Source organism: Mesorhizobium opportunistum WSM2075 (assembly GCF_000176035.2).
Taxonomy (GTDB): domain Bacteria; phylum Pseudomonadota; class Alphaproteobacteria; order Rhizobiales; family Rhizobiaceae; genus Mesorhizobium; species Mesorhizobium opportunistum.
Genome location: NC_015675.1, coordinates 466,129 through 486,384, shown reverse-complemented (window position 1 = coordinate 486,384; position 20,256 = coordinate 466,129). Strand labels below are relative to the sequence as shown.

The 20,256-nt window shown below is 64.7% G+C and carries 18 protein-coding genes; 9 read left to right on the top strand and 9 right to left on the bottom strand.

Annotation, left to right across the window (positions count from 1 at the left end):
- Positions 1–67: 67 nt before the first annotated feature.
- The 7 genes from bcoG (at position 68) to MESOP_RS02165 (ending at position 7,909) form a co-directional block, all read left to right on the top strand.
- Complete coding sequence (gene bcoG, locus MESOP_RS02195) at positions 68–985, top strand: 3-dehydrocarnitine:acetyl-CoA trimethylamine transferase BcoG (protein WP_013891683.1); 918 nt, start codon at positions 68–70, stop codon at positions 983–985.
- A gap of 17 nt (positions 986–1,002) precedes the next feature.
- Entirely contained in the window at positions 1,003–1,632 is a 630-nt protein-coding gene (locus MESOP_RS02190; protein ID WP_013891682.1) for an HD domain-containing protein, read from the top strand.
- Positions 1,629–2,723: a carnitine 3-dehydrogenase gene (locus MESOP_RS02185; protein ID WP_013891681.1), complete on the top strand. Its 1,095-nt coding sequence runs from the start codon at positions 1,629–1,631 to the stop codon at positions 2,721–2,723. Before MESOP_RS02190 ends, MESOP_RS02185 begins: the two co-directional genes overlap by 4 nt.
- Before the next feature lie 4 nt (positions 2,724–2,727).
- On the top strand, positions 2,728–3,891 hold the full coding sequence (locus tag MESOP_RS02180; protein ID WP_013891680.1) for an acyl-CoA dehydrogenase family protein: 1,164 nt from the start codon (positions 2,728–2,730) through the stop codon (positions 3,889–3,891).
- Between the two features lie 3 nt (positions 3,892–3,894).
- Complete coding sequence (locus tag MESOP_RS02175) at positions 3,895–5,973, top strand: acetate--CoA ligase family protein (protein ID WP_013891679.1); 2,079 nt, start codon at positions 3,895–3,897, stop codon at positions 5,971–5,973.
- Positions 5,966–6,748, top strand: a complete 783-nt coding sequence (locus tag MESOP_RS02170; protein WP_013891678.1) for a carnitinyl-CoA dehydratase — start codon at positions 5,966–5,968, stop codon at positions 6,746–6,748. The genes MESOP_RS02175 and MESOP_RS02170 overlap by 8 nt, the downstream gene beginning before the upstream one ends.
- Before the next feature lie 222 nt (positions 6,749–6,970).
- On the top strand, positions 6,971–7,909 hold the full coding sequence (locus tag MESOP_RS02165) for an alpha/beta hydrolase (RefSeq protein ID WP_013891677.1): 939 nt from the start codon (positions 6,971–6,973) through the stop codon (positions 7,907–7,909).
- Between the two features lie 22 nt (positions 7,910–7,931).
- Here MESOP_RS02165 and MESOP_RS02160 read toward each other — a convergent pair whose 3' ends face one another.
- From MESOP_RS02160 to MESOP_RS02145, 4 genes are all read right to left on the bottom strand, one after another.
- Positions 7,932–9,590 carry an FAD-binding dehydrogenase gene (locus tag MESOP_RS02160; RefSeq protein WP_013891676.1) on the bottom strand — a complete coding sequence of 553 codons (1,659 nt, stop codon included), beginning with the start codon at positions 9,588–9,590 and terminating at the stop codon, positions 7,932–7,934.
- Between the two features lie 40 nt (positions 9,591–9,630).
- Positions 9,631–10,617 (bottom strand): Gfo/Idh/MocA family protein, encoded by a 987-nt coding sequence (locus MESOP_RS02155; protein WP_013891675.1) that lies wholly within the window; start codon positions 10,615–10,617, stop codon positions 9,631–9,633.
- 123 nt (positions 10,618–10,740) lie between these two features.
- Positions 10,741–11,316, bottom strand: coding sequence for a YceI family protein (locus tag MESOP_RS02150; protein ID WP_013891674.1), 576 nt, complete (start codon positions 11,314–11,316; stop codon positions 10,741–10,743).
- Between the two features lie 100 nt (positions 11,317–11,416).
- Positions 11,417–11,989 (bottom strand): cytochrome b, encoded by a 573-nt coding sequence (locus tag MESOP_RS02145; RefSeq protein ID WP_013891673.1) that lies wholly within the window; start codon positions 11,987–11,989, stop codon positions 11,417–11,419.
- Between the two features lie 149 nt (positions 11,990–12,138).
- Between MESOP_RS02145 and MESOP_RS02140 the strand changes: the two genes are divergently transcribed.
- Positions 12,139–13,242 carry an ISAs1 family transposase gene (locus MESOP_RS02140; RefSeq protein ID WP_013891672.1) on the top strand — a complete coding sequence of 368 codons (1,104 nt, stop codon included), beginning with the start codon at positions 12,139–12,141 and terminating at the stop codon, positions 13,240–13,242.
- A gap of 139 nt (positions 13,243–13,381) precedes the next feature.
- Here the strand turns inward: MESOP_RS02140 and MESOP_RS02135 are convergent, their stop codons facing one another.
- Positions 13,382–14,272 (bottom strand): LysR family transcriptional regulator, encoded by an 891-nt coding sequence (locus MESOP_RS02135; RefSeq protein ID WP_013891671.1) that lies wholly within the window; start codon positions 14,270–14,272, stop codon positions 13,382–13,384.
- Positions 14,273–14,368: 96 nt separating this feature from the next.
- Here MESOP_RS02135 and MESOP_RS02130 point away from each other — a divergent pair, with 96 nt between their 5' ends.
- Positions 14,369–15,364 carry an aldo/keto reductase gene (locus MESOP_RS02130; protein ID WP_013891670.1) on the top strand — a complete coding sequence of 332 codons (996 nt, stop codon included), beginning with the start codon at positions 14,369–14,371 and terminating at the stop codon, positions 15,362–15,364.
- 253 nt (positions 15,365–15,617) lie between these two features.
- On the opposite strand, the gene MESOP_RS02125 is transcribed toward MESOP_RS02130, so the two are convergent.
- From MESOP_RS02125 to pheS, 4 genes are read right to left on the bottom strand one after another with little or no spacing between them, the layout of a single operon-like run.
- Positions 15,618–16,220 carry a nucleotidyltransferase family protein gene (locus MESOP_RS02125; protein ID WP_013891669.1) on the bottom strand — a complete coding sequence of 201 codons (603 nt, stop codon included), beginning with the start codon at positions 16,218–16,220 and terminating at the stop codon, positions 15,618–15,620.
- A gap of 39 nt (positions 16,221–16,259) precedes the next feature.
- Entirely contained in the window at positions 16,260–18,668 is a 2,409-nt protein-coding gene (gene pheT, locus MESOP_RS02120) for a phenylalanine--tRNA ligase subunit beta (protein ID WP_013891668.1), read from the bottom strand.
- Positions 18,665–19,087: a GFA family protein gene (locus MESOP_RS02115; protein ID WP_013891667.1), complete on the bottom strand. Its 423-nt coding sequence runs from the start codon at positions 19,085–19,087 to the stop codon at positions 18,665–18,667. The genes pheT and MESOP_RS02115 overlap by 4 nt, the downstream gene beginning before the upstream one ends.
- Positions 19,084–20,181: a phenylalanine--tRNA ligase subunit alpha gene (gene pheS / locus MESOP_RS02110; RefSeq protein ID WP_013891666.1), complete on the bottom strand. Its 1,098-nt coding sequence runs from the start codon at positions 20,179–20,181 to the stop codon at positions 19,084–19,086. Before pheS ends, MESOP_RS02115 begins: the two co-directional genes overlap by 4 nt.
- Positions 20,182–20,256 lie beyond the last annotated feature (75 nt).

The following is a 20,256-nucleotide window of genomic DNA, read 5'->3' as shown; positions in this document are numbered from 1 at the left end:
TAAAACGCAAAACAGTTTCCGGCAAGTCGGGCATTGTTGGGGTCTGTATCTATGGGAGGAGAGTTCCATGCCGCTTGCGATGAACCGTGAGGTCTTCATTACCTGTGCCGTGACCGGGTCCGGCGGCTCGCAGGATCGCAGCCCGCATGTGCCGCGCTCGCCCAAGCAGATCGCCGATTCGGCCATCGATGCCGCCAAGGCAGGGGCTGCCATCGTCCACTGCCATGTGCGCGACCCCGAAACCGGCAAGCCCAGGCGCGACGTGCATCTCTACCGCGAAGTCACCGAGCGCATCCGCGAAGCCAATGTCGATGTCGTGCTCAACCTGACCGCAGGTATGGGTGGCGACATGGTGTTCGGCTCGCCCGAAGCGCCGCTGCCGCTCAACGAAAAGGGCACCGACATGGGCGGCGCCACCAACCGCATGGAACATGTGCGTCAGTGCCTGCCGGAGATCTGCACGCTGGATTGCGGCACCATGAACTTCGCCGAGGCAGACTACGTCATGACCAACACGCCCGGCATGCTGCGCGCCATGGGCGGCATGATGACGGCGCTCGGCGTCAAGCCTGAGATCGAGGCCTTCGACACCGGCCATCTCTGGTTCGCCAAGCAACTGGTCGAGGAGAAGGTGCTCAACCCCGATGCGCTGGTGCAGCTCTGCATGGGCGTGCCGTGGGGCGCGCCTGACGACCTCAACACCTTCATGGCCATGGTCAACAATGTGCCGTCGACCTGGAATTGGTCGGCCTTTGCCATCGGCCGCAACCAGATGGCCTATGCCGCCGCGGCAGTGCTGGCCGGCGGCAATGTCCGCGTCGGGCTGGAAGACAATCTCTGGCTCGACAAGGGCGTGCTGGCCACCAACGCGCAACTGGTCGAGCGCGCCGCCAGCATCGTCACCAATCTCGGCGCCAGGATCCTTGGCCCGGAAGAAGTGCGCAAGAAGCTGAACCTGACCAAGCGGGCACCGATCGCGGCATAGCTTGGAGGGCCTCGAACATGACAACCGTCAAATTCACCGCGATGAAGGATGGCGACAGGGACGATTACGAGTTCCTGACCGCCCATGAGATCGACTACGCCGCCAAGACCGGCGAGCGGCTGCTCGACGCGCTGGTTCAGCTCGACGAGGGCCTGTCCGGCTACAAGATCACCCGGCTCGGCCATTCGCTGCGGGCGGCGACGCGCGCCTGGCGCGACGGCGCCGACACCGACTGGATCGCCTGCGCGGTGCTGCACGACATCGGCGACATCTACGCGCCCTATAATCACGATGAATACGCCGCTTCGATCCTGAAGCCCTTCGTGCGCGAGCAATGCACGTGGGTGGTGGAAAAGCACGGCGATTTCCAGCGCCTCTATTATGCCCATCATCTGGGCGGCAATCGCCATGCCCGCGACCGCTTCGCCGGCCACGCCTATTTCGACGATTGCGACCAGTTTTGCGAACGCTGGGACCAGTCGAGCTTCGACCCCGACTACGACACGCTGCCGATCGAGTTTTTCCGGCCCTTCGTGCTCGAGGTCTTTGCCCGCAAGGCCTACGACCCCTCGGTCATTCGCGCCGGCGAGCGCGTGCCCCTCATCGACCTCGAAACAGCCAAGACAAGAACCGGAGCATCCGCATGAGCATCGTCAACAAGGCAGCCGCCATCGGCGGCGGTGTCATCGGCGCCGGCTGGGTGGCGCGCCTGCTCTTGAACGGCATCGACGTGTCGATCTTCGACCCCGATCCCGAGGCTTCGCGCAAGGTTTCGGAAGTGATGAAGGGCGCGCGGCGCGCCTACAAGCAGATGGTTCCCGGCGGCCTGCCGAAAGAGGGCAAGCTGACTTTCGCCAAGACCATCGCCGAAGCGGTCGCCGATGCCGATTTCATCCAGGAGAGCGTGCCGGAACGGCTCGACCTCAAGCACCGCGTGCTGGCCGAGATCGACACCCATGCGCCGGCCAACGCCATCGTCGGCTCGTCCACCTCTGGCATCAAGCCGACCGACATGCAGGTTGCGATGAAGAAGCATCCGGAGCGGTTGGTCGTCGGCCACCCGTTCAACCCGGTCTACCTCCTGCCGCTGGTCGAGATCGTCGGCGGCGAGCAGACCTTTCCCGAGGCGATCGAGGTCGCCAGGGAGATCTATGCCTCGATCGGCATGAAGCCTGTCGTCATCCGCAAGGAGATCGAAGCTTTCGTCGGCGACCGCCTGCTCGAAGCAGCATGGCGCGAGGCGCTGTGGCTGATCAAGGACGGTATCTGCACCGTCGAGGAACTCGACGACATCATGCGCTATGGCTTCGGCCTGCGCTGGGCGCAGATGGGCATGTTCCAGGTCTATCGCGTTGCCGGCGGCGAGGCCGGCATGCGCCACTTCATGGCGCAGTTCGGGCCTTGCCTGAAATGGCCGTGGACCAAGCTGATGGACGTGCCGGAGTTCAACGACGAACTGGTCGACCTGATCGCCACGCAATCGGACGACCAGGCCCACGGCCTGTCGATCCGCGAGCTGGAAAAGATCCGCGACGACAATCTGGTCGCGATCATGGATGCGTTGTCGAAGCAGAACAAGGGCAAGGGCTGGGGCGCAGGCGCGCTGCACAAGGACTATACCAGGCAACTGGCCAAGCTGGCGGCGAAGAAGCCGGCGGCCTCCAAGGCGGCCGAGAAGGCGAAGGCATCGAAGCCGGTGAAGAAGGCGGAAAAGCCGAAGAAAAAGAAGAAGGGCTGAGGTTATGGATTTCGGTCTGTCGGAGGAACAGAAGCTCATCGTCGAGACGACGCGCGCTTTCGTCGAGAACGAGCTTTACCCGCATGAGCGCGAGGTCGAACGCACCGGCGTGCTGCGCCGCGAGCTGATCGAGGAGATCAAGGCCAAGGCGATCGAAGCCGGTCTTTATGCCGCCAACATGCCCGCCGATGTCGGTGGCGCGGGCCTCGATACGGTGACCTGGCTGCTCTACGAGAAGGAGCTCGGCCGCGCCAACTATGCGTTGCACTGGACCTGCGTGGCGCGCCCCTCCAACATCCTGCTCGCCGGCACGCCCGAACAACGCGAAAAATACCTGTTCCCTTGCATCCGTGGCGAGAAATGGGACTGCCTGGCGATGACCGAGCCGGGCGCCGGCTCGGACCTGCGCGGCATGAAGGCGACCGCCGTGCAGGATGGTGACGACTGGGTGCTGAACGGCACCAAGCATTTCATCTCCCACGCCGACCTTGCCGATTTCGCGATTTGTTTCATGGCCTCGGGAGAGGAAGAAACGGCGCGCGGCAAACGCAAGAAGATCACCGCCTTCTTCGTCGACAAGGGCACCAAGGGTTTCACGGTGCGCGATGGCTACCGCAACGTCTCGCATCGCGGCTACACCAACGCCATTCTCGAATTCGACGATTGCCGTCTGCCCGCAAGCCAGGTCCTCGGCGAAGTCCACAAGGGCTTTGACGTCGCCAATTCCTGGCTCGGCGCCACCCGCCTGCAGGTCGGCGCCACCTGTCTCGGCCGCGCCGAGCGGGCGCTCGGCCATGCCATCGAATATTCCGCGCAGCGCCAGCAGTTCGGCCAGCAGATCGGCAAGTTCCAGGGCGTGTCGTTCAAGCTCGCCGACATGGCGACTGAACTCAAGGCTGCCGACCTGATGGTGTTCGAAGCCGGCTGGAAGTACGATCAAGGCACAGTCACCGACCAGGACATGGCCATGGCCAAGCTGAAGGCCACCGAAATGCTCGCTTTCGTCGCTGACGAGGCCATCCAGATCCATGGCGGCATGGGGTTGATGGACGACCTGCCGCTGGAACGCATCTGGCGTGACGCCCGCGTCGAACGCATCTGGGAAGGCACGTCGGAAATCCAGCGTCACATCATTTCGCGGGCGCTGCTGCGCCCGTTCGGGGCATGACATATGCATAAGCTTGAGCGCCTTTTACGCCCGAAATCGATCGCCGTGTTCGGCGGCGTGCAGGCCGCCGCCGTCGTGGCGCAATCGATCAAGATGGGCTTTGCCGGCGAAATCTGGCCGGTGCACCCCGCCAAGGACGAGGTTGCCGGACGCAAGGCCTATCGGTCCGTGGCGGATCTGCCCGGCGCGCCGGATGCCGCCTTTGTCGGCGTCAACCGGCATTTGACCATCGAGGTCGTCAAGGCGCTGGCCGAGCGGGGTGCCGGCGGCGCCGTCTGCTTTGCCGCCGGCTTCCTCGAGACCGAGGCCTATGACGACGATGGCGAGCGGCTGCAGGCAGAGCTGGTGGCGGCGGCGGGCGAGATGCCGATCATCGGCCCGAATTGCTACGGACTGATCAATTATGCCGATGGCGCGCTGCTGTGGCCCGACCAGCATGGCGGTATCCGGCTGGAACAAGGCGGCAAAGGCGTCGCCATCATCACCCAGTCCTCCAACATCGCCATCAACATGACGATGCAGAAGCGCGGCCTGCCGATCGCCTTCCTGATGACCGCCGGCAACCAGGCGCAGACCGGCCTGTCCGAAATGGCGCTGGGCCTGATCGAGGACGAGCGGGTGACATCGCTCGGCCTGCACATCGAGGCCTTCGATTCGGTAGCCGGCTTTGAAAGACTGGCCGCGCGTGCCCGCGAGCTGAAAAAGCCGATCATCGCCATGAAGGTCGGCCGCTCCGAGCAGGCGCGGCAAGCGACGGTCTCGCACACCGCGTCGCTCGCCGGCTCGGACGCGGCCTCGGGCGCCTTCCTCAGGCGGCTCGGCATCGCTCGTGTCGATTCCATTCCAGCCTTCATCGAAGCGCTGAAGCTGCTGCACATCACCGGCCCGCTGCCCGGCTATCGCCTGTCGTCGATGAGCTGTTCGGGTGGCGAAGCCTCGGTCATGGCCGACAGCGCCGAAGGCCGCTGGGTCAATTTCCCGGTTCTCACCGACAGACATCGCGCCCATGTCAAATCGACGCTCGGGCCGCTAGTCGCGGTCGCCAACCCGCTCGACTACCACACTTTCATCTGGAACAACGAGCCGGCGATGACGGCCACCTTCACCGCCATGGTGTCGGGCGGCTTCGACCTCAACATGCTGGTGCTCGACTTTCCGCGCCCGGACCGCTGCTCGGTCACCGACTGGTGGGCGACGCTGCGCGCCTTCGAATCGGCGCTGAAGACCAACAAGGCGCACGGCGCCATCGTCTCCTCGCTGCCGGAAAACCTGCCTGAGGAATACACCGCCGAGCTGATGGCGCGGGGCATGGTGCCGCTGTTCGGCATTTCCGAGGCGATGGACGCCGCCCAGGCGGCGGCCTTCATCGGCTGGGCCTGGCACGAGCCGCAGGCGCAGCCGGTCGACACCTCCGCCTCGGGTGCCGCCGGTGGCGAGCATGTCACGCCTGACGAGGCGCAAGCCAAGGCGCGGCTGATCATGGCCGGCTTGCCGGTGCCGAAGGGCGAGCGTGCCGGCAATGCCGTCGAGGCGGTGATCTCGTCGATGGCACTCGGCTTTCCCGTCGCCCTGAAGGCGCTGGGCGTCACCCATAAGTCCGAGGTCGGCGCTGTCAGGCTGAACCTCAAGGACGCGGAATCGGTCAGCACGGCGGCGCATGATCTGCTGCCGCTCGGCACCGGGCTCTATGTCGAGCGCATGGTGCGCGACGGCGTCGCCGAACTGATCGTCGGCTTCACCCGCGATCCGATGTTCGGTGCGGTGATGACGTTGGGCACCGGCGGCGTGCTGGTCGAATTGCTGCGCGACAGCGTCACGCTGATGCTGCCGGCAACGCGCGACGACATTGAGGCCGCACTGCGCGGCCTCAAGCTGTTCCCGCTGCTCGAAGGCTATCGCGGCCGGCCGAAGGCCGATGTCCAGGCAGCCATCGACGCCATCGCGGGCATCGCCGCCTTCGTGCAGACGAATGCCGGCGAGATCGAGGAACTCGACATCAACCCGCTGATCGTCTGCGCCGAAGGCAAGGGCGCCTGGATCGCCGACGCGCTGCTGGTGCTGGGAGAGAACAAGAATGCCTGACGTCATTTCGACCCGCCGCGAGGGCACCATCCTCGAGGTCACCCTCGACCGGCCTAAGGCCAACGCCATCGACCTGAAGACGTCACGGCTGATGGGCGAGACGTTCAAGGCGTTCCGCGACGATCCGGAGCTGCGCGTCGCCATCGTCAAGACCGCCGGCGACAAGTTCTTCTGCGCCGGCTGGGACCTGAAGGCGGCTGCCGGCGGCGACGCGGTCGACGGCGATTATGGCGTCGGCGGCTTTGCCGGCCTCCAGGAGCTGCGCGACCTCAACAAGCCGGTCATTGCTTGCGTTAACGGCATGGCGGTCGGCGGCGGCTTCGAGCTGGCGCTGTCCTGCGACCTCATCTACGCCTCCGACCATTCCTCCTTCGCGCTGCCCGAAATCCGCGCCGGTACGCTTGCCGACGCCGCGACGATCAAGCTGCCGAAGCGCATTCCCTACCATGTCGCCATGGACCTTCTGCTCACCGGCCGCTGGATGGACGTCGCCGAGGCGCATCGCTGGGGGCTGGTCAACGAAGTGCTGCCCAAGGACAAGCTCGAGGACCGCGTCTGGGAGATCGCAAGGCTGCTCGCCGGCGGCCCGCCGCTGGTCTTCGCCGCGATCAAGGAGACAGCGCGCGTGGCCGAGGCGCTGACCTTCCAGGACGCCATGAACAAGGTCACGCGCCGCCAGTTGGCGACGGTCGATGCGCTCTACGGCTCCGAGGACAACATGGAAGGCTTTCGCGCCTTTGCCGAGAAGCGCGACCCGGTGTGGAAGGGGAAGTGACGGTAGTTTGGAAATGATGGCGTTCCGTCACACCCCCCACTGTCCTGCCGGACATCTCCCCCGCAAGGGGGGAGATCGGATGTTACTTTCGCTTTCGCCAATCACGAGCGCTGCTAGAAAAGCGTTGCAACCGAAGCTGCCAATCTCCCCCCTTGCGGGGGAGATGGCCGGCAGGCCAGAGGGGGGTGCCCGGGCTCAGCCTTTGCAGTCGGCGCGGCCAGCATGACCGACTACAGCACCCTCATCGACGCCGAGACCTGGGCCTTCATCGAGCGCACCAATTCCTATTACCCGCCAGATACGATCGATTATACGATCGCCGAACAGCGCGCGATCTACGACCGCATGTGCCGGGAATTCTTTGCCGGCTATCCCGAGGGCGTTGCGGTCGAAACCTCCGCCATAGCGACATCGACGCACAACATCCCGATCCGCTCCTATCGAAGCGCGCGCCAGGCAGCGGCGACGGTGCTCTATATCCATGGCGGCGGCTTCATCCTTGGCGGGCTGGACAGCCATGACGATGTCTGCGCCGAACTCTGCGCCCGCACCGGCTATGAGGTGGTCTCGGTCGACTACCGGCTGGCGCCGGAGCATCTGCATCCGGCAGCCTTCGACGATGCCATGAGTGCCTTCGAATGGGTTGCCGCAAATCGCGACCATCCCATCGTGCTTTGCGGCGACAGCGCCGGCGGCAATCTCTGCGCCGCCGTCAGCCATGCCACGCGCGGCCATGCGAAAAGGCCGTTTGGCCAGGTGCTGATCTATCCCGGCCTCGGTAGCGACCGCTCGCGCGGCTCTTATGTGACGCATGCCGAGGCGCCGATGCTGACGGCGCGCGATATAGAATTCTACAAGCATGTCCGTACCGGCGGGTTGGACCAGACCGGCGACATAACGCTGTCGCCGCTCGCCGACGCCGATTTCGCCAACCTGCCGCCGACGGTGCTGATTACAGCCGAGTGCGATCCGCTGTCGTCGGACGGCGAGGCCTACCGCGACCGCATCGTCGCCGCCGGCGGACGAGCGTATTGGTTAGAGGAACCAGGGCTGGTGCACGGCTATCTCCGGGCCAGGCACACGGTTGGCCGCGCCCGCGCCAGCTTCACCCGGATCGTCGACGCCGTGGCCGCCCTCGGCCAGGGCGCCTGGCTCTGGTGAGCGCAGGCTGGCCGGCCCAAGTCTATAATATAGCCGCGGCCGCCGCCCGGCCTGCGCCGCGGCCGGAAAAGATGCAGCCGCCGAGGAAGGTGCCTTCCAGCGCGGCATAGCCATGCACGCCGCCGCCGCCGAAACCGGCGGCCTCGCCAACGGCATAGAGCCCCGGCACCGGCTGGCCATCCTCACCCAGCACGCGGCTGTCGAGATCGGTCTGCAGGCCACCCAGCGTCTTGCGGGTCAGGATGTTGAGACGCACCGCGATCAGCGGGCCATTCGCTGGGTCGAGCATCTTGTGCGGCTTGGCCGTGCGGATCAGCCGGTCGCCGAGATAGGCCCGCGCGCCACGCAGCGCGGTGATCTGCATGTCTTTGGAGAACGGGTTGTCGAGCTGCCGGTCGCGGGCGCGGATTTCGCGCTCGACCTGGGCAAGTTCGAGCAGCGGCTCGCCGCCGGCCAGCGCGTTCATGCGGGTGACCAGCTTCGAAAGATCGGCCTCGACGATGAAATCCTCGCCCTTCTCCATGAAGGCTTTCACCGGTCCCGGTATGCCTGAGGTGGCACGCCCCAGCACCTGACGCCAGCTCTTGCCGGTCAGGTCCGGGTTCTGTTCGGAGCCCGACAGGGCGAACTCCTTCTGGATGATTTTCCTGGTCAGGATGAACCAGGAATAGTCGAAGCCGGTGCCCATGATATGGCTGAGCGTGCCCAGCGTGTCGAAGCCGGGATAGAGCGGTACCGGCAGGCGTTTGCCCCGCGCATCGAGCCACAGCGACGACGGGCCAGGCAGGATACGGATCGCGTGGTCGGTCCAGATCGGCGCCCAGTTCTTGATGCCCTCGACATAGTGCCACATGCGGTCTCGGTTGATGATCGAACCGCCGGCCTGCTCCGTGATCGCCAGCATGCGGCCGTCGACATGGTCGGGCACGCCAGTGATCATGCGCTTCGGCGCCGCGCCAAGCCGCTTGGGCCAATTTTCCCGGACAAGCTGATGGTTGGCGCCGATGCCGCCGGAAGCGACGATCACCGCTTGTGCATGAAGTTCGAAATCGCCTGATATTTCGCGCGAGCTCTTATGGCCGCGCTCGACCGTGCTCGGCTCAAGGATATCGCCGCGAACACCGGTGACGGCAGCGCCCGTCCGCGTCAGTTCGTTGACGCGGTGACGAAATCTGAAGCTGATCGATCCGCGCTTTTGCGCCTCGCGTACGCGCAGGACGAAAGGTTCGAGCACACCCGGGCCGGTACCCCAGGTGATGTGGAAGCGCGGCACGGAATTGCCGTGACCGATGGCATTGCCGCCGCCGCGCTCGGCCCAGCCGACGACCGGAAAGAACTTCAGACCGCGCTCCATCAGCCAGGAGCGCTTCTCGCCGGCGGCGAAGCCGACATAGGCTTCCGCCCATTTGCGTGGCCAGTCATCTTCCGGCCGGTCGAAAGCGGCGGTGCCCAGCCAGTCCTCGAGCGCCAGATCGTGCGAATCGCGGATGCGCATGCGCCGCTGCTCGGGTGAATCGACGAGGAAAAGCCCGCCGAACGACCAGAACGCCTGACCGCCCAGCGACTGCTCCGGCTCCTGGTCGACGATGATGATCTTCTTGCCGGCCTCTGCCAACTCGGCGGCGGCAACCAGCCCTGCAAGGCCGGCGCCCACAATGATCACGTCCGCATCGTCAGCCATTGCCCCTCCCAGAATTAGCCGGCTATTTTAATGCAAGCAGCTAGACAGACTCCCAGCCGTCCTTGCCGCCGGCGCGGAAGATGGCGTCGATGACCTTCTGGTTGAGCACGGACTCCTCCAGTGTGAAGACGCGCTCCTTGCCGCCCGCCGCTGCCCGCGCGAAGGTCTCGACCTCCAGCCGGTATTGCTGCGTGCCCGGAAAGCGGAACACCTGCGCCTCGGTGTGGTTCTGGTTGTGCAGTTCGACGCGGTGATGATCGTAGAGGCCGGCATTGAACGGAGAAAAAACCTCGATGAAACCCTTCTCGCCGTGGAACACCATCACCTGCCGCGCCGCCATCTGCGTCGACAAATAGAAGGACAGTTCGAAGTCGCCGAAATCGGCGCGGATCGAGGAGTAGATATCGGTGCCGAATTTCTTGTCGCGCTCGATCGTCGCCTGCACGCGCAGCGGCTCCTTGCCGGTCGAAAAGCGCGTCGACACGGTCGGGTAGACGCCGATGTCGGGCAGCGCGCCACCGCCGAGATCGAGCTGGTTGCGCATGTTGTTGGGGTCGACATTGTAATAGGAAAACGCGCCCTGCACGTGGCGCAGCCGGCCGATGGCGCCGCTGGCGATGAGATCGCGCACCTTGATCCACTGCGGATGATAGATGACCATGAACGCCTCGCAGACCAGCACCTTCTTCTGGTCGCGCAGCTGGATCAGCGGCGGGATGTCCTTGGCGTCGAGCGCCAGCGGCTTTTCCACCAGCACATGCTTGCCGGCTTCGATGGCCTTCGCCGTCCATTCGACATGCTGCGAGGTCGGCAGCGGGATGTAGACGCCGTCAATGTCCTTGGAGGCAAGCAGTTCCTCATAGGAGCCGAAGGCATGGCGTGCGCCGAAGCGCTCGGCCAATGCCTTGGCCTTCGACAGGTCGCGGCTGGCGATCGCCGACAGCACGCCGTTCTCCGCCTCGACAATTGCCGGCAACAACTGCTCGCGGCCGATCTTGGCCGTCGACAACACACCCCATCGGAACATCACGCTTCTCCATGCCGATTTTTACAGGCGACGAGGTTTGCCTGAAATCGCCGGAAAAGCCAATGCGATGTGCCGTAGCAACTAACCCCGCTTACCCCAAGGTCAGCCCCGCTTACCCCCGGGTCAGCCCCGCTTACCCGTCAGCGACATGTCGAAGTCGACGATATTGGAATAGAGCGGCGTGCCGACATCCATGCCGTAACGCGACCTCAACACCTTGCCAGTGACATGGAATTTGATCGTGCCGCCCTTCGATCCGTCGAACTCGGCGGTGAACTTTTCCGCAAACGTCTTGCCGCGCGCCGTCAGCCGGCCGGTGACAAGGGCTGATGTGTCGCCGGTGCGGGTCACGCTGGTCGAACGAAACTGGATCTCCGGGCTGTTGGCAGCGTCGAACACCGCGTCGGAGCGCAGGAAGGCATCGATGCGGCCCTGGCCGGTGCCGACGCTTTCCGGATAGATGGTAAAGTCGACCTTGGAGCGCCCGACATCGGAATTGTCGATGCGGATCGTGCCCTTGAAGCGGCCGAAGGCGCCGTCGAAGCCCCCGCCACCGGCCTTGCCGATGGTGAAACGGATGCTGGAGGCCGCCGGATTGATCGTATAGCTGCCGGCAGCCTCGCCAAGCGAAATGGCCGCTGAAACAGGCATGGCAAGGCAAGCGGTAACCGCCGCAAATCCGAAGATGCGTGCATACATGGGGAGTAATCCTTTTTGGAGGCAACGCTGGTCGCGTCCTCGCCCCATCAACGAACCAACTGCCGGTTCTATTCCCGGCCAGATCTATTCCCGGCCAGGTCTATTCCCGGCCTGACGAAGGCGTGATCATGCGCGTGAGCACGCTGTCGCGCAGCAGGAAGTGATGGCGCAACGCGGCAGCGACATGCAGCGCGACGAGCGCGATGCCGGCATAGGCGAGGTACCAGTGCACAGATGCCCAGAGGCTTTCGGCAAGGTCGGACTCGGCGAGCGGCAGGTTGGGCATCACGAACAGGTTGAACGGCATGGTCGGGATTTCCAGCGTCGACACCGACACCAGTGCCCAGCCTGACAAGGGCAGGGCGATCTGGAACGCATAGAGCGCCAGATGCGCGAGCGGTGCTGAACGCCGCTCCAGGGCGCCAACCGAGGCCGGCAGGGGCGGCGCCGCATTGCCGAGCCGCCAGGCGATACGCAGGATGATCAGGCCAAACAGCAGGAAGCCCAGGGATTTGTGCAGTTGGATCAGCTCGAAGGCAGCGCGCTGGCTGGTGAGCCGCACCATGACGAAGCCGAGCCCAAACTGGCCGATGAAGATGATCCCGATCAGCCAGTGAATAAGAATGGTTGCCCAGCCGTAGCGGGTTCGGGTGTTGGTGATTGACGCCTGCATGGGAGGCGAACGAACGGCAGGGCAGGTTTCTTCCGACGCTCTTCACCCTCCCCCTTGTGGGCAGGGGAATCGCACATGAGTACAAACGTACTCTTGTGCGATGTGTGGAAATCGATTCTGAGGGGACCTCTGGATGATCGGAGGTCGGCATGGTGTTCCTGGATGTATTCGGCGAGGTTCCGGACCCGCGGGACTTGACCGCGCAGCATCCGTTGCCGGAGATTTTGTTCGTCGCGCTTGCGGCGGTACTTTGCGGGGCGACGCACTGCACGGAGATGGAGCTGTTTGCCAGGAGCCGGCTCGATTTGTTGCGCCAGTTCATCCCGCTCGAGCGTGGCGCGCCCAGCCACGACACCTTCAGCCGGGTGCTGGCGGCTCTCGATCCTGTCGCCCTCAACGAGGCCTTCATGCGCTTCATGGCCGCGTTCGGCGAGCAGGCGCGCATCGATGCGCCGAAAGGCCAGGTCGCCGTCGACGGCAAGAGCCTCAGGCGCGCCTATGCCAAGGGCCGCTCGCATATGCCGCCGCTGGTGGTGACCGTCTTTGGCTGCGACACCTTCATGAGCTTGGCCCAGACCGTGGCGCAGGAGGGCGGCGAGGTGCAGGCCGCGATTGCGGCGCTCGAATTGTTGTCGCTCAAAGGCTTGACCGTCACCGCCGACGCCTTGCACTGCCATCGCCGCATGACCAAGACCGTGCGCGACGGCGGTGGCCATTACGTGATCGCCATCAAAGGCAACCAGTCGAAGCTGGCCGCCGAAGCCAACACCGCCCTCGACAAGGCGGCGGCGGGCAAAGCAACCAAGTTCCATCAGACCGAAGAGGACGCGCATGGCCGTCACGAGGTGCGGCGTGCCTTCGTCATTCCCTTCGCGCAGACGCCGGGCAAGAATGCACTCGTCGACCTTTGCGCCATCGGCCGTGTCGAAAGCTGGCGCACCGTCGAGGGCAAGACCACACACAAGGTCCGATGCTATGCGCTGTCGCGCAAAATGCCGGCACACGAACTGCTGGCCACAGTACGCCGCCACTGGAGCATCGAGAATGACCTGCACTGGCAACTCGACGTCCTGCTCGGCGAAGATCACATCAGAGGCCGCAAGAACAACACAGCCGCCAACCATGCCATACTTCGGCGCCTCACCCTCAATGTTCTCAGAGCTGACCCCGAAAAAATCCCGCTCAGCCACAAACGACTCAAAGCACGATGGGCCGATCAAGACCTGCTCAGCCTCTTTACTCATATGCGATAGCCCTACCCTTGTGGGGAGGGTCGATCCGCGTAGCGGATCGGGGTGGGGTCTCGTAGGGCGCATCCCTCCCGGCTCGCAATCTCCGCTTCGCTCCGACTGCGAGCCGACCCTCCCCACAAGAGGGAAGGTAAAGCGCGCCTCATGCGCTCACCTTGAAGAAATCGACGAAAGCCCTGAGTGCCGGACGCATCTGGCGGCGGCTCGGATAGTAAACGAAGAACCCGTCGAAGGACGGGCACCAGTCCTCCAGCACGCGGATCAGCCTGCCGTCGGCGAGCGGCGCGCGGACATAGGGCTCGAAAACGAAGGCCAGCCCGGCGCCGTCGACCGCGGCCTGCGCGATCAGATGGTCCTCGTCGAGGATAAGCGGTCCTTCCACCGCCATCTCGATCGCCTCGCGCCCCTTCTCGAATTCCCAGCGATAGAGGATGCCGCTGGAAAAGCGGAAACGGATGCAGCGATGATCGGCAAGGTCGCGCGGATGGCGCGGGATCGGCATCGCTTCGAAATAGGACGGCGCGCCGACCACCGCACCGCGAATATCCGGCCCGATGCGCACCGCGATCATGTCGCGCTGCAGGCTCTCACCCAGTCGCACGCCGGCATCGAAGCCACCTTCCACCACGTCGGTGAAGCGATCCTCGACGACGATCTCAAGCACGATGTCGGGGTAGGCTGCCGCAAAAGCGCCCAGCCTTGGCGTCAGCACCAGATGCGCTGCCGTGCGCGGCACGCTGAGGCGCAGATTGCCGGCTGGCCGGTCGCGCGCCTCGACCGCCGTCTCCAGCGCCAGGTCGATCTCGGACAGCGCCGGCCGCAGCCGTTCCAGCAGCCGCGCACCTTCTTCGGTGGGCGCGACACTGCGTGTGCTGCGCGACAGGAGGCGAACACCAAGCCGGGCTTCCAGGCTGGACACCGCGTGGCTGACCGCCGACGGCGCGATCGCCAACTCCTTGGCGGCGCCGCGGAAGCTGCCGCATTGGGCGACGGTTGCGAGCACGGCCAGTTGGGAAAGGTTCGCTCGGTTCATTGATCTATATTCTAGAACAGCCCGTGCGAATGAGAGCCGATTATCGAACACAAGGCAAGACGCTATTTATCCCGCATTGCAACAAGGAGACGCGTTATGCAAACCCGCAAGCTAGGAACTGAATTGAACGTCTACCCCGTCGGCCTCGGCTGCATGGGCATGAGCTTCGCCTATGGCGGCCAGCCGGAGGCTGAAGCGATCGCCACATTGCGCCGCGCCGTCGACATCGGCGTCAATTTCTTCGACACGGCGGAGGTCTACGGCCCCTATGAGAACGAGGTTCTGGTCGGCAAGGCGCTGAAGCCGGTGCGCGACAAGGTGACCATCGCCACCAAATTCGGCTTCAAGATCCTGGAGGAAGGCACGGGCACCGACCGCATGGCCGGCGTCGACAGCCGCCCCGAGCACGTCAAGGCTGTCGCCGAGGCGTCGCTGAAGCGACTGGGCACTGATGTGATCGACCTCTACTACCAGCATCGCGTCGACCCCAACGTGCCGATCGAGGACACGGTCGGCGCCATGGCCGAACTGGTGCGCGAGGGCAAGGTACGGGCGCTCGGTCTGTCGGAAGCGAGTGCCGCGACCATCCGCTGGGCGCACGCCGTGCATCCGATCGCGGCCGTGCAGAGCGAATATTCGCTGTGGAGCCGCGACCCGGAAGACGAGGTGTTCGCCGTCTGCCGCGAACTCGGCATCGGCTTCGTTCCCTACAGCCCGCTGGGTCGTGGCCTGCTGACCGGTACGATCGCCAAGCCCGAGGCCTTGAGCGACGATGACTGGCGCCGCACCTTGCCGCGTTTCCAGACCAACGCCATGGAAGCCAATGCCAAAATTGTCGCCACGCTGGAAAAGCTGGCGGCGGAAAAAGGCGTCACCTCGGCGCAGCTGGCGCTCGCCTGGGTGCTGCACCAGGGCGATTTCATCGTGCCGATCCCCGGCGCAAGAAAGATACGTCATCTGGAGCAGAACACGGCGGCGGCCGGGATCGAGCTGAGCGCGGCCGAGGTGGCGGCGATCGGTGACGCGCTGTCGCCCGATAAGGTGGTCGGCAAGCGTTACACGGAGGAGTTGCTGGCGCTGGTGAATGGGTGAGGAGCGCTTCGGCGCTCCTTCTTCAATGCCGCGCGATACAAATGACTGGGAAAAATTGGCGCGAGGCACCCCCCTCTGCCCTGCCGGGCATCTCCCCCGCAAGGGGGGAGATCGGCAACTTCCCGGTCCCGCCTCGCCTTCTGCGCCGAAGATTGGCGAAAGCCTGGATCAGGGCCGATCTCCCCCCTTGCGGGGGAGATGCCCGGCAGGGCAGAGGGGGGTGCCTCGCACCGGCATCTCTTATCCCTGCCTGTCACCAAGGCACCACCGCAATCTCCGGCCAACATTCCCTCGCCCGCGCCCCCTTCGCATCATGCGTGCGCTGGTTGTCCATCACCCGGTTCGGTGTGATGCGAAACGAAAAGATATCGTCGACCCCGAACGGCGCCACCAACTCCAATTGCCCGTCACCCCCGTATCGCACCCCGACCGCATGGGTCTTCGAGGCAAAATGCCCAACCGAGTCGCTGGAACTCGTATAGCGCGGGCAGGGCTGTCCGAACTTCTGCGGGTACCACAGATGCACCCGCGCCTGGTTGCGCACCTCGACCGGCAATGCCAGCCCTTCGAAATGCTGTGCCGCCCGGCGAATGATGGCGTCCTCGGCTTCGTAGGATAAATCCGCATCATCGAAATAGAACAAGTCGACATCCTTGATGCCGTAGCTCGAAGGCTTGCCGGTCAGATGGTTCCAGACGCTGTTGTAGAGCGCACCGGAAACCACCAGCCAGTCCGGCAGGTCGAGCGAGTGCGCCCGCACCAGCGCGTCCTGGACCAGCGGGTCCGCCGAGACGATATCGAGAAACACCGCTCGTTGTGCTTCGAACGGCAGCCCGGAATAGCGCAGATGGTCCATCGCCCTTTTTGAGGGCGATTCGCCATCGCTCCGCAAGTTCTAGCCGCGCAGAACACCACCGGTCTGCTTGCCGACATTCTCGACGATGCGTTTGGCGAGCGCCTCGAAATCCTCGTCGGTCAGCGTCTTTTCGACCGGCTGGATCGACACTTCGATGGCGATCGATTTCTTGTCGGCGCCGAGCGATGCACCCTCGAAGATGTCGAAGACCGAGACACCAGTGATCAGCTTCTTGTCGGCGGCAAGGGCGGCGCGCACCAGCGTGCCGGCCTCGACGGATCTATCGACGACGAAGGCGAAGTCGCGCTTCACCGCCTGGAAGGCGGAAAGCTCCAGCTTCGGCTTGGTCTTCGTCGGCTTGGCCTTCGGCTCGGGCACGGCGTCGACGAACACTTCGAAGCCGCACAGCGGTCCGGAGACGTCGAGCCCTTCCAGCGTCTTCGGGTGGAACTCGCCGAAGGTGCCCAGCACCGTTTTCGGCCCGAGCTTGATCGTGCCGGAGCGGCCGGGATGGTACCAGGCCGGACCGCCGGGCTCGATCTGCAGCCGGTCGACCGGCGCGCCGCAGGCTTCGAGCGCCGCGATCGCATCGGCCTTGGCGTCGAACACGCCAACCGCGCCGGAATTGCCGGCCCAGTTGCGGCCTGAGCCGTCGAGCTTGGCGGTGCCGCGGCGCACGCCGGCGGCGACGCGGCGCTGCTGGTCGGCGCCGTCGCCCTCATAGGTGCCCGAGACTTCGAACAGTGCCACGTCGCCGATGCCCTTGTCGGCATTGCGCTGGGCAGCGGCGATCAGCCCCGGAAGCAGCGAGGGCCGCATGTCGGACATGTCGGCGGCGATCGGGTTGGCGAGCTTGAGCGCTGTCTGGCCGCCGCCGAACAATTCGGCATGCCTGGCCGGGATGAACGACCATGTGACGGCCTCCATCATGCCGCGCACTGCCAATGCGCGCTTGGCCGTGCGGGTGCGCACCTGCAGCGTGGTGAGGATCTTTGCATTGACCGCGTCATGCGCGCCGAGCGGCTGCGGCGCGATGTTGTCGACGCCGTGGATGCGCATCACCTCCTCGACCAGGTCGGCCTTGCCGTCGACATCGGGGCGCCACGAGGGCACCGTGACGTTGACGACATCGCCCGATCCGTCCGCCGTGAAACCGAGGCGCGAGAGAATGTCCAGGCTTTCCGCTCTCGGCACCTCGATCCCGGTCAGGCGCCTAATGTCCGACAGCGGGAAGGAGACCATCTTGGGCTGGTGGCCGCCATAGCCGGCCACTTCGATCTCCGTCGGCGTGCCGCCGCAGAAATCGAGCACCAGTTTCGTCGCCAGTTCCACGCCTGGCACCATGAATTCGGGATCGACGCCGCGTTCGAAGCGGTAGCGCGCATCGGTGATGATGCCGAGCGTGCGGCCGGTGCGGGCGGTGGTGATCGGGTCCCAAAGCGCGGATTCGACCAGCACGTCGGTGGTGTTCTCGTCGCAGCCGGAATGCTCGCCGCCCATGATGCCGGCGATCGACTCGACGCCATCGTCGTCAGCGATGACGCACATCTCCGGCGTCAGCGTGTATTCGCGGCCGTCGAGCGCCAGCACCTTCTCGCCATTGCGCGCGCGGCGCACGACGAGGTTGCCGGCGACCTTCCTGGCATCGAACACATGCAGCGGCCGGCCACGATCGAAGGTGACGTAATTGGTGATGTCGACCAGCGCGCTGATCGGCCGAAGGCCAATGGCGATCAGCCGCTGCTGCAGCCATTTCGGCGACGGGCCGTTCTTCACGCCCTTGACCAGCCTGAGCGCGAAGCCGGGACAGAGCTCCGGCGCCACGATCTTCACCTTGACGGGGCACATGCCGCTGCCGGCATGGGGCATGATCGCGCCACCGACGAGGCGGCCAAGTCCGCTCGCCGCCAGGTCCCTGGCGATGCCGTAGACGCTGGTCGCATCAGGCCGGTTCGGCGTCAGATTGATCTCGATGACCGGATCGTCGAGATGCGCATAGGTCGCGAAGCTGGTGCCGACCGGCGCATCGGCGGGCAGGTCGATGATGCCGTTATGCTCGTCGGAAAGCTCCAGTTCGCGCTCGGAGCACATCATGCCATGGCTTTCGACGCCCCGGATCTTGCCGACCGTCAGCGTCACGTCGATGCCGGGCACATAGGTGCCGGGCGCGGCAAAGGCGCCGATCAGGCCCGCGCGGGCGTTCGGCGCTCCACACACCACCTGCACGGGTGGCTTGCCGTCGCCGGTATCGACGGTCAGCACCCGCAGCCGGTCGGCATCGGGGTGCTGCACCGCCGTCAGCACCTTGGCGATGACGAAGGGTTTCAGGCTCGACTTGTCGTCGACATGCTCGACTTCGAGGCCGATCGAGGTCAGCCGCTCGACGATCTCAGCGAGCGTGGCGTCGGTCTCGAGATGGTCCTTGAGCCAGGAGAGGGTGAATTTCATTGGATTGTTCCGTCTGGTCTTTTGACGCTTGTTTTCAAATGTCTTGGCAGGTCGTCGGACATATGCAGGAAAGGAAGCTGCTCGCTCACATAGGCATGCTGTGTCGGCTTGAAATCGGCCGGCCTGTCCATGGCGCCGAGCACGAAGTAGATGTCGTCTTCGAGCCGGTCATCGACATAGGCGATCGGCGAGCCGCAGATGCCGCAGAACGAACGCGTCACCGGTCCGTTCTCGTACATCTTCAACGCCTTGCCCGTAAACGCCACCTTGTCGACCGGGAAGCCGACAAAGGCCGATACGGGCGCGCCGCTGGCCCGTCGGCAATCGCCGCAGTGGCAATAGCTGACGTGATGCGGTTCGACGGAGACCTCGAACCGCACGGCACCGCAGCGGCAGCCGCCGGTGTGGGCTTCTGTCACGCGCTCAGGCCCCCGAACAGGGTCGGCATGTCGAGCGGCCGGAAGCCGTAATGCGACAGCCAGCGGACATCGGCATCGAAGAAGGCGCGCAGGTCCGGCATGCCGTATTTCAGCATGGCGATGCGGTCGATGCCCATGCCCCAGGCAAAGCCCTGGTATTCGTCGGGATCAAGCCCGCCGGCACGCAGCACGTTGGGGTGCACCATGCCGCAGCCGAGGATCTCCATCCAGTCGGAGCCTTCGCCGAAGCGCACTTCGCCTGGCCGCGAGCGGTCGCACTGGATGTCGACCTCGAGGCTTGGCTCGGTGAACGGGAAGAAGGACGGCCGGAAGCGCATCTTGACCGAGGGCACCTCGAAGAAGGCCTTGCAGAACTCCTCCAGCACCCACTTCATGTTGGCGACATTGGCCGACTTGTCGATCACCAGTCCTTCGACCTGATGGAACATCGGCGAGTGGGTGGCGTCGGAATCCTGGCGGTAGGTCTTGCCCGGAATGACGATGCGGATCGGCGGCTTCTGCTTCTCCATGGTGCGGATCTGCACCGGGGAGGTGTGCGTGCGCAAAAGCTTGCGCTCGCCCTTCTCGTCCGGCTGGAAGAAGAAAGTGTCGTGCATCTCGCGCGCCGGGTGGCCTTCCGGGAAATTCAGCGCGGTGAAATTGTAATAGTCGGTCTCGATATCCGGCCCTTCGGCGATCGCGAAGCCGAGGTCACCGAAGATCGCCGCGATCTCGTCGATGACCTGGCTGATCGGATGGATGCGGCCGCGCTCGGCCGGCGATTGCCGCACCGGCAGCGTCACGTCGACCTTCTCGGCGGCCAGCCGCGCGGCGATCGCCACGTCCTTCAACTCGGCCTTGCGGGCGGTCAGCGCCTCGGTGACACGGTTCTTGAGGCCATTAATGGCAGGGCCTTTGACCTGGCGCTCCCCGGGGGTCATGGCGCCCAGCGTTTTCAGCATCTCGGACACGGTGCCCTTCTTGCCGAAGGCAGCGATGCGCACGGCCTCGATCGCCGGCTCATCGGCCGCCGACGCGATGTCGGCCAGAAGCGAATCTTCTAGGGCTTCAAGATTTCCAGCGGTGGCGTTCACGGCGAAACTCTCTTGATCGGGCGACCGACACCATTTTGGTTTCGTTGTCACCATTTTGGTTGCATCAGGGTCAAA